Annotated in this window: 13 protein-coding genes; 3 read left to right on the top strand and 10 right to left on the bottom strand. The window is 71.1% G+C overall.

Going from position 1 to position 13,680, the window contains the following annotated elements; translation table 11 throughout:
* Window positions 1–130: 130 nt before the first annotated feature.
* From ACIBK6_RS09265 to ACIBK6_RS09255, 3 genes are all read right to left on the bottom strand, one after another.
* Window positions 131–985, bottom strand: coding sequence for a hypothetical protein (locus ACIBK6_RS09265; RefSeq protein WP_399050148.1), 855 nt, complete (start codon window positions 983–985; stop codon window positions 131–133).
* A 144-nt stretch (window positions 986–1,129) separates the two neighbouring features.
* Window positions 1,130–2,092 carry an N-acetylmuramoyl-L-alanine amidase gene (locus ACIBK6_RS09260; RefSeq protein ID WP_399050146.1) on the bottom strand — a complete coding sequence of 321 codons (963 nt, stop codon included), beginning with the start codon at window positions 2,090–2,092 and terminating at the stop codon, window positions 1,130–1,132.
* 126 nt (window positions 2,093–2,218) lie between these two features.
* Window positions 2,219–2,812, bottom strand: coding sequence for a class I SAM-dependent methyltransferase (locus tag ACIBK6_RS09255; RefSeq protein WP_399050190.1), 594 nt, complete (start codon window positions 2,810–2,812; stop codon window positions 2,219–2,221).
* Between the two features lie 245 nt (window positions 2,813–3,057).
* Here ACIBK6_RS09255 and ACIBK6_RS09250 point away from each other — a divergent pair, with 245 nt between their 5' ends.
* The 3 genes from ACIBK6_RS09250 (at window position 3,058) to ACIBK6_RS09240 (ending at window position 7,953) form a co-directional block, all read left to right on the top strand.
* Window positions 3,058–5,220 (top strand): acyl-CoA dehydrogenase, encoded by a 2,163-nt coding sequence (locus ACIBK6_RS09250; protein ID WP_399050145.1) that lies wholly within the window; start codon window positions 3,058–3,060, stop codon window positions 5,218–5,220.
* A gap of 14 nt (window positions 5,221–5,234) precedes the next feature.
* Window positions 5,235–6,425, top strand: coding sequence for a lipid-transfer protein (locus tag ACIBK6_RS09245; protein ID WP_399050143.1), 1,191 nt, complete (start codon window positions 5,235–5,237; stop codon window positions 6,423–6,425).
* A gap of 100 nt (window positions 6,426–6,525) precedes the next feature.
* Entirely contained in the window at window positions 6,526–7,953 is a 1,428-nt protein-coding gene (locus ACIBK6_RS09240) for an MFS transporter (RefSeq protein ID WP_399050142.1), read from the top strand.
* A gap of 16 nt (window positions 7,954–7,969) precedes the next feature.
* Here ACIBK6_RS09240 and ACIBK6_RS09235 read toward each other — a convergent pair whose 3' ends face one another.
* The 7 genes from ACIBK6_RS09235 to ACIBK6_RS09205 form a co-directional block, all read right to left on the bottom strand.
* Window positions 7,970–8,611 (bottom strand): response regulator, encoded by a 642-nt coding sequence (locus ACIBK6_RS09235; protein WP_399050140.1) that lies wholly within the window; start codon window positions 8,609–8,611, stop codon window positions 7,970–7,972.
* 359 nt (window positions 8,612–8,970) lie between these two features.
* On the bottom strand, window positions 8,971–9,816 hold the full coding sequence (locus ACIBK6_RS09230; protein ID WP_399050139.1) for a helix-turn-helix domain-containing protein: 846 nt from the start codon (window positions 9,814–9,816) through the stop codon (window positions 8,971–8,973).
* On the bottom strand, window positions 9,816–10,331 hold the full coding sequence (locus ACIBK6_RS09225; protein WP_399050137.1) for a DUF6879 family protein: 516 nt from the start codon (window positions 10,329–10,331) through the stop codon (window positions 9,816–9,818). Before ACIBK6_RS09225 ends, ACIBK6_RS09230 begins: the two co-directional genes overlap by 1 nt.
* Window positions 10,312–10,578, bottom strand: coding sequence for a hypothetical protein (locus ACIBK6_RS09220; protein ID WP_399050135.1), 267 nt, complete (start codon window positions 10,576–10,578; stop codon window positions 10,312–10,314). The genes ACIBK6_RS09225 and ACIBK6_RS09220 overlap by 20 nt, the downstream gene beginning before the upstream one ends.
* A gap of 195 nt (window positions 10,579–10,773) precedes the next feature.
* The gene (locus tag ACIBK6_RS09215; RefSeq protein WP_399050133.1) at window positions 10,774–11,982 is read right to left on the bottom strand and encodes a sensor histidine kinase; all 1,209 of its coding nucleotides are present in this window, start codon (window positions 11,980–11,982) and stop codon (window positions 10,774–10,776) included.
* Between the two features lie 56 nt (window positions 11,983–12,038).
* Window positions 12,039–12,764 (bottom strand): ABC transporter permease, encoded by a 726-nt coding sequence (locus ACIBK6_RS09210; protein ID WP_399050131.1) that lies wholly within the window; start codon window positions 12,762–12,764, stop codon window positions 12,039–12,041.
* Window positions 12,764–13,678, bottom strand: a complete 915-nt coding sequence (locus ACIBK6_RS09205; RefSeq protein WP_399050129.1) for an ATP-binding cassette domain-containing protein — start codon at window positions 13,676–13,678, stop codon at window positions 12,764–12,766. The genes ACIBK6_RS09210 and ACIBK6_RS09205 overlap by 1 nt, the downstream gene beginning before the upstream one ends.
* Window positions 13,679–13,680: the final 2 nt, after the last annotated feature.

The following is a 13,680-nucleotide window of genomic DNA, read 5'->3' as shown; positions in this document are numbered from 1 at the left end:
CACCCACACCCCATACGACAACGTCGGCCTTCAAGACCACAACCAGGTCCTGAAGGCCGACGTCACGCGAACCCCCGGATTAACCAACAGCATCCGGAAGGGGCGGGGGGCCGTTGGAGGTGCCGGGAGATCAGCCGCGCTGTATGCCCGTGGTGTCCTGGAGGACGCCGCGCCGGCCGTCCTGCGTCTGGGCGACCAGACCGGGGCCGCGCTGGTCGACGGCCAGGTACCAGGTGCCGGGGGCGAGCTCGGCGATCGGGGTGGGCGAGCCGTCCTCCGCGTACAGCGGGCGGGCGACCGGGACCGCGAACCAGAACGGGGCGAAGTCACCGGCCGGGGCGGCGGCCGTGGCGGGCTGCGCCTGGGCGTCCTTGTTCAGGTCCGGGGCGGGCTGCGCGCCGAACGGCTGCGCCTGGGCCTGCGGCTGACCGCCGAGGCTCGGGTCGACCGGCTGCGCGCCGTACGGCTGCTGGGCGGCGCCGGGGTAGCCGTAGCCGCCGGCCGGCTGGGCCGCGCCCGGGTAGCCGTAGGGCTGGCCGACGGCCGGGGCCGGGGTGCCGACCAGCGGCGCCTTCAGCGCGGCGACCAGCGGGGAGGCGACGGCGCCCGCGGCCAGTGCCAGCGTGGCGATGAGGCCGAGGATCATGCCGGCGCCGGAGCCGTGCGCGTCGATGATCGTCCAGAACGCGGTCCACGCGGCGAAGACGGTGAACGCGACACCGAACTGCACGAGGTCCAGGCCCGCGACCTTCTTCGGCTGCGGAAGCGAACGGCCGACGACCACCAGCACGGCACCGATGATGCCGGACAGGAACATGCTCATCAGGAGCGAGAGCGAGTCCCAGGCGTTCGGAGCGCTGACGCTCGGGCAGAACTGGCCGGAGCAGCTCGGCGCGGAGGTGAGATCCAGGAACGAGGCGATGAACAGCACCACCGCTGCACCGATCACCACGCCGTCGCCTCGTGTGAGGGAGCGGATGTTCACGTAAAAGTCCTCTTTTATGTCGTCTCGTCGGGGCGGTCATCGCTGCCGCCGGTGTACGTGCACACGGCGTGAAGCTCTAGGTGGTTCCCCCTGTGCGGAAGAATCTATCGTCTGCGTCCGTGGGCCGTACGGCGGGTCGGGAGCCTACCCGCGGAGAAACGACGTAATGCCGTCCGAGATGCCCTGGGCCGCCTTCTGGCGCCAGTCCGCACTCTTCAGGAGCGCCGCATCCCGGGAATCTCCCATGTTGCCGCACTCGATGAACACCTTCGGAACGGTCGACAGGTTGAGCCCGCCGAGGTCGCTGCGGGTGTCCAGACCGGTGCCGTCGCCCACGTAGTTGGAGGCGTTCATGCCGGTGTCCTGGACGAACTTCCCCGCGATCCGCACACCGAGTTCACGCGAAGGACCCATGATCGGCGCGGTGTCGGCGGCGCCGCCCTTCACCAGCGCGGGCAGGATCACATGGAAGCCGCGCTGGCCCTCCTCCGCGCCGTCCGCGTGCACCGACACCACGGCGTCCGCCTTGGCCTGATTCCCGATCCGGGCGCGCTCGTTCACGCACGGGCCGAATGTGTGGTCGTCGTCCTGGGTGAAGATGACCTTCGCGCCCTGCTTTTCGAGGATCGCCTTGACCCGGTGCGACACATCGAGCGTGAACTCGGCCTCCGTATAACCGTCGTTGGTTTCGGTGCCGGTGGTGTCGCATTCCTTCTTGTTCGTTCCGATGTCGACCTGCTGATTGATCTCGGTCGTATGCTGGAAATTCTTCGGATTGTGACCGGGGTCGATGACGACGGTCTTTCCGGCGAGCGGTCCGCCGCCGGGCTGGCCCTTTGACGGGGCCGGGGTCGAGGGGGAGCCGGGCGTGGCCGTCACGGTCACCGTCGCGGCACCCGGTCCCGGGCGCGCGGACTGCTCGGTGCGGCTCGGCAGGGGCAGCACCCGCGGCGGCTTGTCGTCCGGCCCGCCGGGCCCGCCCATCGCCTGCCAGACGAGCCACCCCGCGAGCGCGGTCGGCGCGAGGGCGGCGAGGACGACGAGGGCCCGGCCGCGCATACGGCGCGACCGGCTGTCAGAGTTCTGTGACTCGCTGTCGTACGACACGCTGCGATGCTAAGCGCTCCGCGGGGAGTGGCGTTCGTTGGCCGCGGGCCGGGCGTGGCTGGTCGCACAGTTCCCCGCGCCCCTTCCGCGGGCCGCGGAGAGCCGCGTACCCGGCGCCGCGGAATGTCACAGTGCGGCGGCCGTGCGCCGCAGGACGCGCAGGGAGTCGGTCGCCGAGACCTCGGTGAAGGCGCCGGATTCGAGGGCCCGCAGGTAGATGCGGTACGGGGCCTGGCCGGTGAACTCGTCCGCCGGGTCGGGGAAGACATCGTGGATGGCCAGCGTGCCGCCCTCGGCGAGCTTCGGCGCCCAGCCCTCGTAGTCGGCGCTCGCGTGCTCGTCGGTGTGCCCGCCGTCGATGAAGACGAAGCCGAGCTGCCCGCCCCACACCCGCGCCACCTGCGGCGAGCGTCCGACCACCGCGATCACATGGTCCTCCAGACCGGCCGCGTGCAGGGTCCGCCGGAAGGTGGGCAGCGTGTCCATCGCGCCGACCTCCGGGTCGACGACCGTCGGGTCGTGGTACTCCCAGCCCGCCTGCTGCTCCTCGCTGCCGCGGTGGTGGTCGACGGTGACCGCGACCGTGCCGCTCGCACGGGCGGCCTCGGCGAGCAGGATCGTGGAGCGCCCGCAGTAGGTACCGACCTCCAGGAGCGGCAGCCCGAGCGCCCCGGCCCGGGTGGCCGCCGCGTACAGCGCCAGGCCTTCCCGTACGGGCATGAAGCCCTTGGCCGCCTCGAAGGCGGCCAGGATCTGAGGCTGGACAGTGGCCACGGCCCGGCTCCTCTGGGTCGTAGGTGTGTGGGCGGTCCATGGTGCCGTACGCCGCCGGCGCGGGCTCGGCCGGGCGGGGTCCGGAAGCTCAGGGCCCCGCCGGGGAAGGTCATGGCGATCTGACCTTCCGTCAGATTGAAACGTGTTCTACTCTTGCGCCGTTCCGGGTCCGGCGACGGGTGAGGGCGTACATGGGCATCGCGATCACGCAAGAACAGCGGGAGCTCGCCGAGGCGGTGCGGGGCTGGCTGGCGCGTGCCGTGCCGGTCGAGGAGGTGCGCAAACTCCTGGACGCGCCCGGGGCGGCCGGGGCCCGGCCGGAGTACTGGGACGGGCTCGCCGAACAGGGGCTGCTCGGGATCCACCTCGGCGCCGAGTTCGGCGGGGGCGCTCTGCCCGAGCTCGCCGTCGTCCTGGAGGAGGCCGGGCGGGCGGCGCTGCCCGGACCGTACCTCTCCGGTGTGCTCGCAGCCGAGCTGCTGCGCCGCGCCGGGCGGCACCAGGACCTCCTCGCGGACATCGCCGAAGGGCGGCGGACCGCGGCCGTGGCCCTGGGGGCGGGGACGCTCACCGCCGTCGGGTGCGCGGGCGGCTGGCTGCTCGACGGCGCAGCGCCGCCGGTACTGACCGCGGGCCAGGCCGAGTTGGTGATCCTCGCGGCCGAGGCCCACGACCGGACGCTGTGGCTCGCGGTGGACGCCGAAGCGCTGCGGATCCGTACGCACCAGAGCACCGACCCGACCCGCCCCACCGCCGAAGTGCGCGCCGAGGGCGTGGTGGTCCCCGCCGGCCGGGTCCTGGACCTCGACTCCGCGCTGGTCCGCGACCTCGCGGCCGTCCTCTTCGCCGCCGAGTCCTGCGGCACCGCGGCCCGCGCACTTCAGACGGCGGCCGACTACGCCAAGGTCAGGGAGCAGTTCGGGCGCCCCATCGGCCGGTTCCAGGGGATCAAGCACCTCTGCGCGGACCTGCTCGTACGGGTCGAGCAGGCCCGCGCGCTGGTGTGGGACGCGGCGCGGGCCATGGACGAGCCCGCCGAGGTGCGAGGCCTCGTCGCCTCGCTCGCCGCGGCCACCGCGCTGGACGCCGCGTACACCTGCGCCAAGGACTGCATCCAGATCCTCGGCGGCATCGGCTTCACCTGGGAGCACGACGCCCATCTGTATCTGCGCCGGGCCCTGGTCGCCCGCCAGTTGCTCGGAGCCGGGGACACCCACCGGCTGCGGGCCGTGCGGCTCGCCCGCGGCGGAGCGCGCCGGGAACTGCGCATGGAGCTGCCGCCGGAGGCCGAGAACTTCCGCGGGCCCGCGCGCGCCGCGATCGAGAGCGTACGGGGCCTGGACCCGGGCGCCGTGCGCCGTGCCCTCGCACCCACCGGGTACGCGGCCCCGCACCTGCCCGCCCCGTACGGACTCGGCGCGGGCCCGGTCCAACAACTCGTGATCCAGGAGGAGTTGAAGAGCGCCGGGGTCAAGGTGAGCGACCTCGGGATCGCCACCTGGGTGGTGCCCTCGCTCCTCGCGTACGGCACCGGGCCGCAGCAGGACCGCTTCCTCGGCCCCACCCTGCGCGGCGAACTGCTCTGGTGCCAGCTCTTCTCCGAACCCGGCGCGGGCTCCGACCTCGCCTCGCTGCGCACCAGGGCCGAACGCACCGAGGACGGCGGCTGGCGCGTCACCGGCCAGAAGGTGTGGACGAGCGCCGCGCAGTGGGCCGACTACGGCATCCTGCTGGCCAGGACCGACCCGGACGCCCCCAAGCACCAGGGCCTGACGTACTTCCTCGTCGACATGAAGCGGACGGACGGGATCGACATCCGCCCCCTGAAGGAGATCACCGGGGACTCCCTCTTCAACGAGGTGTACTTCGACGGGGCGCTGCTGCCCGCAGACTCCGTGGTCGGCGAGGTGAACGGCGGCTGGCGGGTCGCCCGCAACACCCTCGGCAACGAACGCGTCCACATGGCCGACCAGTTGACCTTCGACACCGGCCTCGAAGCGCTGATCGCCCGCGCCGGGGACCTCGACGGGGCGTACCGGGCCCGGATCGGCGCGCTGGCCGCCGAGGCGCACGCGCTGGCCTGCATCGGAGTGCGCACCACGATGCGGCAGGTGTCCGGCCTGGAGCCGGGCGCGGGGGCCAGCGTCCGCAAGCTCGTCCAGACCCCGCACCAGCAGAAGATCGCCGAGCTCGCCCTGGAACTCCTCGGCCCGGACGGCGCGGTCGCCGAAGGCCCCGGCGAGCGGGCCGTGCACGGCTTCCTCATGTCGCGCTGCCTGACCATCGCGGGCGGCACCACCCAGGTCCAGCTCAATGTCGTCGCCGAGCGCATCCTCGGCCTGCCCCGAGACTGAAGGGTCCCCTTGACGTGAAGAGCTACATCGTCGGCGTAGGCATGACCAGGTTCGAGAAGCCGGAGTCCCGGGACTGGCAGTACTGGGACATGGCGAAGGAGGCGGGGAGCGCGGCGCTGGCGGATGCCGGAATCCCGTACGGCCTGGTGGAACAGGTCCCGGTCGGCTACTGCTTCCAGGCCTCGACGGCGGGGCAGCGGGCGGCGTACGAACTGGGTCTGACCGGGGTCCCCGTCTACAACGTCAACAACAACTGCGCGACGGGAGCGAGCGCGTTGATGCTGGCCCGGCAGTTCGTGGCGGGCGGCATCAGCGACTGCGTGCTCGCGCTGGGCTTCGAGAAGATGAAGCGGGGCGCGCTCGGCGGCGGCTCGGACGGCGGGGACTTCGCCACCTCGCCGGTGGCCCGCCACTACGGCGTCATGGCGGCCCGCCACGGCTTCGAGATGTCGCCGCCCACCGCGCAGATCTTCGGCAACGCGGCCCGCGAGCACATGGAGCGGTACGGGACGACCGCGGCGCAGCTCGCCGCGGTCGGCGCCAAGAACCACCGGCACTCGGCGAACAACCCCAACGCCCAGTTCCAGGACGCCTATTCGGTCGAGGATGTCCTCGCCGCGAAGACCATCCACCGCCCGCTGACCAAGCTCCAGTGCTCGCCGACGTCGGACGGCGCGGCGGCAGCCGTGGTCGTATCTGAACGGTTCATCGCCCAACACCACTTGCAATCCAAGGCAGTTGAGATAGCGGGCCAGGCGATGACGACCGACACGGAGGAGTCGTTCGCCTCGGGGAGCTGCATCGACGCGGTCGGACAGCCGATGTCGCGGGAGGCCGCGCGGCAGGCGTACGAACGCTCCGGCCTCGGCATCGAGGACGTCGATGTGATCGAGCTGCACGACTGCTTCTCGGTGAACGAGCTGCTCACGTACGAGGCGCTGGGGATGTGCGGAGCGGGGGAGTCCGGGAAGCTCGTGGAGTCCGGGGCGACGACGTACGGCGGCCGCTGGGTGGTCAACCCCTCCGGCGGTCTGATCTCGAAGGGCCACCCGCTGGGCGCGACGGGGCTCGCGCAGGCGGCGGAGCTGGTGTGGCAGCTGCGCGGCGAGGCGGGGCCGCGCCAGGTCCCCGACGCGCGCGTCGGCCTCGCGCACAACATCGGTCTCGGCGGGGCGGCGGTGGTGACGGTGCTGCGGAGGGGGTAGGGGGGGCCGCGGAGGGCTTCGGTCCTAGGACCTTCGGACCGTCGGGATTGCGGCCAGAAATGGATGCAAGGGCCACCTGCTAGCTGCAACCATTACCCGCATGCCCCAAGCCCCCGCTGACACCCACATATCCGCGCCCACCCGAACCCCTCGCACCTGGCCGGTCGTACTCGCCGCCTGCGCGGGCCAGTTCCTCGTCGTGCTCGACGTGTCCGTCGTCAACGTGGCCCTCCCCTCGATGCGCAGCGGCCTCGGCATGAGCGCCGACGGACTGCAGTGGGTGGTCAACGCGTACGCCATCGCCTTCGCCGGGTTCATGCTCCTCGGCGGCCGCGCGGGTGACCTGTACGGACGCAAGCGGATGTTCCTCGTCGGGCTCGGGCTGTTCACCGCGGCCAGCCTCGGCGGCGGACTCGCCCAGGAGGGCTGGCAGCTGCTCATCGCCCGTGCCGCGCAGGGACTCGGCGCCGCCGTGCTCGCGCCGGCCACCCTCACCATCCTGACCGCCGCCGTCCCCGAGGGCGCCGCGCGCACCCGGGCGATCGGCACCTGGGCGGCGGTCGGCGCGGGCGGCGGCGCGGCGGGCGGACTCGTCGGCGGCCTCCTCACCGACGCGCTGTCGTGGCGCTGGGTGCTGCTCATCAACGTGCCCGTCGGCGCACTCGTCCTGCTCGGCGCCGCGCTCTGGATCACCGAGTCGCGGGCCGGTGAGCGACACCGCCTCGACCTGCCCGGCGCCGTCCTCGTCACGGCCGGGCTCGCGACGCTCTCGTACGGCATCGTCCAGACCGAACAGGGAGGCTGGGGCGCGTCCGGGACGCTGGTCCCGCTGGTCGGCGGGCTCGCGCTGCTGCTCGCGTTCCTCGTGGTCGAGTCGCGTACGAAGGCGCCGCTCATGCCGCTGCGGCTGTTCCGGCTGCGGGCGGTCTCGGCCGCGAACGCGGTGATGTTCGTGTGCGGCTCGGCGATGTTCTGCACCTGGTTCTTCATGACGCTGTACGCCCAGAACGTGCTCGGCTACAGCCCGTTGGACGCCGGACTCGCCCTGATCCCCAGCTCGCTCTGCGTCGTCCTCGGCTCGAAGCTGGCGCCGCGCCTGATGCCGAGGACGGGGGCCCGGAACCTGACCGTCCTTGGCATGCTGGTGACCGCGGCGGGGTTCGGCTGGCAGTCCACCATGCGGGCGGACGATCCGTACTGGCTGTCGATCCTGGTGCCCGGTGTCCTGATGATGACCGGCGCGGGCCTCGCCACAACTCCCCTTGCGGCACTGGCCACTTCGGGCGCCGCGCCCAGCGAGGCGGGGCTGGTGTCGGGCCTCATCAACACGTCCCGGACGATGGGCGGGGCGCTGGGGCTCGCGGTGCTGTCGACGGTGGCGGCGTCGCGGACGGGGGCGGTCCAGAGCGCCGAGTCCCTCACGGCGGGCTATGCGCTCGCCTTCCGCGTCGGCGGGTTCGTGCTCCTTGGCAGCGTGGTGCTGGCGCTGGTGTGGCTGCCCAGGGCGGTGAGCCCCGCCAAACGCTGAGGCGTCCCCACGTCGGCTACAGCCAGCCCTGCTGCCGGGCGGCTCGTACCGCCTCCATGCGGTTGCGGGTGGACGTCTTGCCGATCGCCGACGACAGATAGTTCCGTACCGTCGACTCCGACAGATGCAGCTTGCCCGCGATGTCGGAGACGGTCGCCCCGTCCACCGAGGCGTTCAGCACGTCGCGTTCGCGGGCGGTCAGGGGGCTGGGGCCCGCGCTGAGGGCGGCGGCCGCGAGGGCCGGGTCGATGACCGTCTCGCCGCGCAGCACCCGGCGGATCGCCTCCGCGAGGTCCTCGACCGGGCCGTCCTTCACGAGGAAGCCCGCCGCGCCGGCCTCCATCGCGCGGCGCAGATAGCCGGGGCGGCCGAACGTGGTGAGGATCAGCACCCGGCAGTCCGGCACCTCCTCGCGCAGGTCGGCGGCCGCGTCCAGACCACTGCGGCCCGGCAGCTCGATGTCCAGCAGGGCCACGTCGGGGCGGGAGTTGAGGGCCTCGGGCACGATCTTGTCGCCCGCCGAGACCTGCGCGACCACCTCCATGTCCTCCTCAAGCCCGAGCAGCAGGGCGAGCGCGCCGCGCATCATGCCCTGGTCCTCGGCGAGGAGGACTCTTACGGATTTGGCAGGTCGGTGGTTCTCGGGCATCTCGTCCATGGGCCACAGAGTACGGCGAGGGCAGCGGAGAGCCTCGGCCAGCGCTGCCCTGGGCTACCCCTTAACCGGATGCGGATGGTTTCTGATCTCCGCCGCAGCGTCGTACGCGCTTCCCCACTTCTTGGCCTCGCGCGCCTCGGACAGCTCTGCCGACAGCGCCGTACACACTCCGCACGCTTCCACTGGATCGCAGCCGTATAGGTAGTCATCGACAAACGCAGCCAGCTCGACTGGTGGCTGTGGGTAGGTCCGTGGTTCAGTCATCGCTGTATCGCCATCCCCTCGCGTGGTTTGGTGACCACCACGCTAGGAATCCACATGCCTCAACTCCCAACCGATTGCGCGCGATTGCACGTCAATTACGTGAGCGAGTCACGCACCCTGTTGATCAGTGCACGCGCCTTCGCTCCGTAGACCGCCATCGCGGCCAGGGTGGCGAACGTGTCGGCGTATGCCTTCACCTCGCTCGGCTGCGTCAGCGTGAGGTAGCCGGACACGAGCTCAACGTTGACTTGGGCGTTGTCGTAGATCCAGAAGTTCTCTACCGGGAGTTGGCAACGTCGCTGGGCCACCGGGACCACGCCGAGACTGACGTTCGGCATACGGCTCATGGAAAGCAGGTGCTCTAGCTGCTCTTCCTGTGCCTCCTCGGTGCTGAGCGTGTTTCGGAGAACGGGCTCTTCAATCAGGAACGCGAAGCGCCGTTGCCCCTCACGCAGCACCCGCTGACGTTCCATGCGCGCCGCCACGGCGTCGGCCACATCGTCAAGTGGCACCCGTTGTTGCTGGATCGTCCGAAGTACGTCCTCGGTGTACTGGTACGTCTGAAGGAGTCCGGGAAGGGCCCACACGCTGTACGAGCGGAATCGGCGAGTGCGCTCGTACAGCGGTAGCCGTTCCTCTTGGGACCGTTTCAGCCCGGCGCGCTCCAGCCGTCGCCAAGTCAGCCATGTGCCCTCAACGGCGCGAAGCGAGGCAATCAGGTCCTCTGCCTGGTCCTCGGCGCCGCAGGCTCGGCACCAGGCCCGGATGTCGTCCACGCTGGGCTGCGTCTTCGCTGTCGAGATTCGAGACACCTTGGGGGGATGCCAGCCGCATAGTGCGGCGAGATCCTTGCCGTCCAGCCTGGCATCCTTGGCCAATTCCCGTAGGCGGTTGGCCAGCGCTTGCCGGGCTTCCTGGACACTGGATGATGCTGATTGCACTAGACCGGCTTGTACTCCTCGTGTGGTGTGGCCCGCTTCCAGACCGCCTCGAAGGCTTCGGTGCACCAAGCGGCCAACGCAGTGTCTGTGACGTACTCACGCTCGACCAGCGTGCCGTTCCCGCTGAAGTGGTGAAACAGCACCAACTCGCCGTCGAAGACCCAGAAATCCACGGCGGGTACCGCCAGATCCTTGGCCTTGCGCCGAGGGAGCCAACGGACTTGCTCGCCCGCAGCGACGTTGGTCACGGCGTAGTCGTACTCCCAGCGCACGTACTCAGTCAGCGGCTCGGAGACGACGCGGGCGCGACGGACTGCCACTCCTCGGGCCACGGCAGCGTGCACGACGTCGTGCCAACCCTCCCACCAGTCCGCCCTGTTGTCCCGGGTGAACTTGAGGCGTCCCTCCCGCCACGCAAGGAAGTCAGGGTCTGTGCTGTGGTAGTGGTCACGGACCTCAAGGTGAATTGCCGACCGCCGGGCCTGAGCCAGCGGCTCACGTGCCGGGGGCTTCATCGGCGGAGTCTCCGTCCGGGCGAGGAATGTACTGGATCATGACCTTGGGCAGCCGGATGATCGTCTCGTGATCCGGAACGTCCGTACCGTGCCCGGGGATTGAGCCGATCTCCTGGCACTTCTTCACCTCTTCCTCCGTGGCCTTGTACGACTGGATCAGTAGATCCCCGGTCTCCTCGTGAAGCCACATGGTGGGCGAGTCGTCCTTGCCGGTGTTCGGGATGATCCCCAGGAAACGGAAGCTCATGACTTCTCCCCGAGTTGGTCCGATTGTGCCCGATTGCTCGACCGTCGCTCCTTCGCCGAGACGCGTCAAGACCGCCTCAGCGGCCAGAACCCTCAACTGGTAGAAATGCAGGGGAACTTGGAGGGAGGGGCAAGCGGCTGACACGGGCAGGCTGTCCCTCCATCTCCACGGGTCAAGGGGATGCGCGGCCGCTGCTCAGCCGTTGCCCGGGGCCGTGGTCAGTTCGGCGTCCAGGGCGGTGTCCTTGGGGTCTACCGGGAGTTCGGCGGTGACTCGGAAGCCGGTGCGGGGGGCGGGGCCCGCGGTGAGGGAGCCGCCCGCCGCGGCGAGGCGTTCGGTGAGGCCCTTGAGGCCCGTGCCGCCGATGCGGGGGGCGGGGGAGGGCTCGGCGGGGGCGCCCTTGCCGTTGTCGGTGACCGTCAGGGTCACGCGTTCCGGCGTGCCGTCGACCACGATGTCGCAGCGGTTTGCCGCGCTGTGGCGTACGACGTTGGTGACGGCCTCGCGGACCACCCAGCCGAGCAGCGCCTCGGCCTGCGCGGGCAGCGGCGGGCCCGACTGGCGTACCACCGGCTCGACTTCGGCGGCGCTCAGGGCCGAGCGGGCCCGGTCGAGTTCGGTGGCGAGGCTGCCCTCGCGGTAGCCGGTGACGGCCTCGCGGATCTCGGTGAGGGCCTGCCGGCCGACCGACTCGATGTCGGCGACCTGGCCGAGCGCCGCGTCCAGGTCGCGCGGTGCGATCCGGCGGGCGGCCTCCGACTTCACCACGATCACCGACAGCGTGTGGCCGAGCAGGTCGTGCAGGTCGCGGGAGAAGCGCAGGCGCTCCTTCTCGACTGCGGTACGGGCCAACTCCTGCCGGGTGTCGCGCAGTTCGCGGACCGTTTCGGACAGGGTGAGCAGCGCGGCGATCACCATGCCGGACATGAACGTCCCGTACGCGATGGTCATGTTGGACCAGGGGTCGCCGGTCCGGATCCCCGAGATCACCCCCACCGAGACCGCAAGCGTCATGATCACGAAGCCGAGCCGCTTGTCCCGCAGCACCGCGCCGCAGGACAGCGAGAGCAGCGGGAAGAACAGCAGCCAGCTGCCGCCGTAGCCGAGTCCGAGGGCGTAGGTGACGGCGGCCAGCGCGCCGAGCAGGACGAAGGTGGCCCGCTCGTCGCGCCGCTTCTTGTCGAAGGCGCGGAAGACGACCTTCCCGTACAGCACGGCGAAGGCGAGGATTCCGGGACCGCCGAGCCAGGGGTAACCCGCCTTGCCCTTGGCCACCTCGATGACGGCGCCGGTGCCCATCAGCAGCCACGGCAGGAAGGCGTAGCCGTTGGCGGGCGGGCCGGGGAACGCCTCGGCCTTCGGGCACTCACCCCGTGGCGGCAGCTTCGGCAGCAGTGATGGCATCGTGTTCTCCCCGTACTGATGGTTCATGCGCTCGCCCGGCCCCGGTGCCCGTGCGCTCACGCGGTCCGCGCGGACCGACGGTAGGAGAACACGGCGTACGAACCGAAGGCCAGCAGCCAGGCTGTCATCAGCGCGATGGTGGCCGCACTCGGGGCGTGGCCCTGCGAGGTGGCCCAGCCGAGGTCGGCGAAGCGGTGGGTCGGAGTGTACTCGGCGATCGAGCGCAGCCAGGTGGGGAAGGCCGAGACCGGGAACCACAGCCCGCCCAGGATCGCGAGCCCCATCAGACAGGCCACGTTGACCACGCCGGTGGCCTGCGCGGACAGCCGGTAGCCGGTGCCGAGGCCGAGCATCGTGAAGGGCAGCGCCCCGATCCACAGCAGGAGCGTCAGCACGATCCACTGCCAGGCGTCCATGCGCACGCCGTTGATCAGCGCGCCGGACAGGAGCACCGCGAGGATGCCGGGCAGTACGGTCACCGAGCCGCTGATCGCGCGCCCGGTCACCACCCTGGCCGGCTGGAGCGGGGCGATCCGCAGCTGCCGCAGCCAGCCGATCGACTTGTCGGCGGCGACCCCGGTCCCGGCGTTCATGGCCGCGCCGAGCGCGCCGTACGCCGCCATGCCGATCATCGACTGGACCTTCCAGTCGGCGCCGTTGCCGTCGCCGCCGCCGATGTTGGTGAAGAGCAGATACATCAGCACGGGCATCCCGATGCCGAAGATCACGAAGGAGGCGTCACGGAGCGTGCGCCGCATCTCCAGCTTGATGTACTCGACCATCAGACGGTCTCGCTTTCGCGTGCGGTAAGGGAGAGGAAGGCGTCTTCGAGGCTGGCGGGGGCCACTTCGAGGCGGCGGACGGCGCCCATCGCGGCGAGTGCGACGACGGTCGCGTCCGAGTCGTCGGTGCGCAGCCGGGCCCGGTCGCCGCGGATCTCGACGGAGGCCACCCCGGGCAGCAGCCCGAGCCCCTCGGTCGGCATGCCCGCGAGGTCGAAGGAGACCAGGCTGCCGCCGGCCGCCCGCTTGATGCGCTCACCGGGCCCGTCCGCGACGATCCGGCCCTGGTCGATGACGACGATCCGGTCGGCGTTGTCGTCGGCCTCTTCGAGGTAATGGGTGGAGAACAGCACGGTGTTGCCGCGCCCGGCATAGCCGCGCATCGACTCCCAGAACGCGCGGCGCGCCGCCACGTCGAGGGCGGCCGTCGGCTCGTCGAGCAGCAGCAGTTCGGGGTTGCCGGCCAGCGCCATGGCGAACCGGACCCGCTGGGTCTGGCCGCCGGAGAGCTTGTCGACCCGGCGGTCGGCGAACTCGGTGAGCCCGGCGAGGCCGAGCGCCTCGGCGACCGGCATCGGCTGCGGGTACATGCTGGCGATGAAGAACACCAGCTCCCGCACGGTCACCCGGGCGATCGGGCTGCCCTCCTGGAGCATCGCCCCGACCAGACCGGCCCGTACGGCCGCCTCCGGGGTCCGCCCGAAGATCCGCACCTCGCCCGCGTCGGGCTCGTTCAGGCCGAGCAGCAGGCTGATGGTGGTGGACTTGCCGGCCCCGTTGCGGCCGAGCAGCGCCACGGTCTCGCCGCGCCCGATGGTCAGCTCGGCCCCGTCCACGGCCCGGACCGCCCCGTAGGACTTGACCACCCCGCTGAAGCGGACCGCGGTGGCGCTCTGTGTCGTCGTCTGCGTCATGC

It is taken from the genome of Streptomyces sp. NPDC050485, assembly GCF_044458185.1.
Taxonomy (GTDB): Bacteria; Actinomycetota; Actinomycetes; order Streptomycetales; family Streptomycetaceae; genus Streptomyces.
This window is presented reverse-complemented; position numbering and strand designations above follow the sequence as displayed.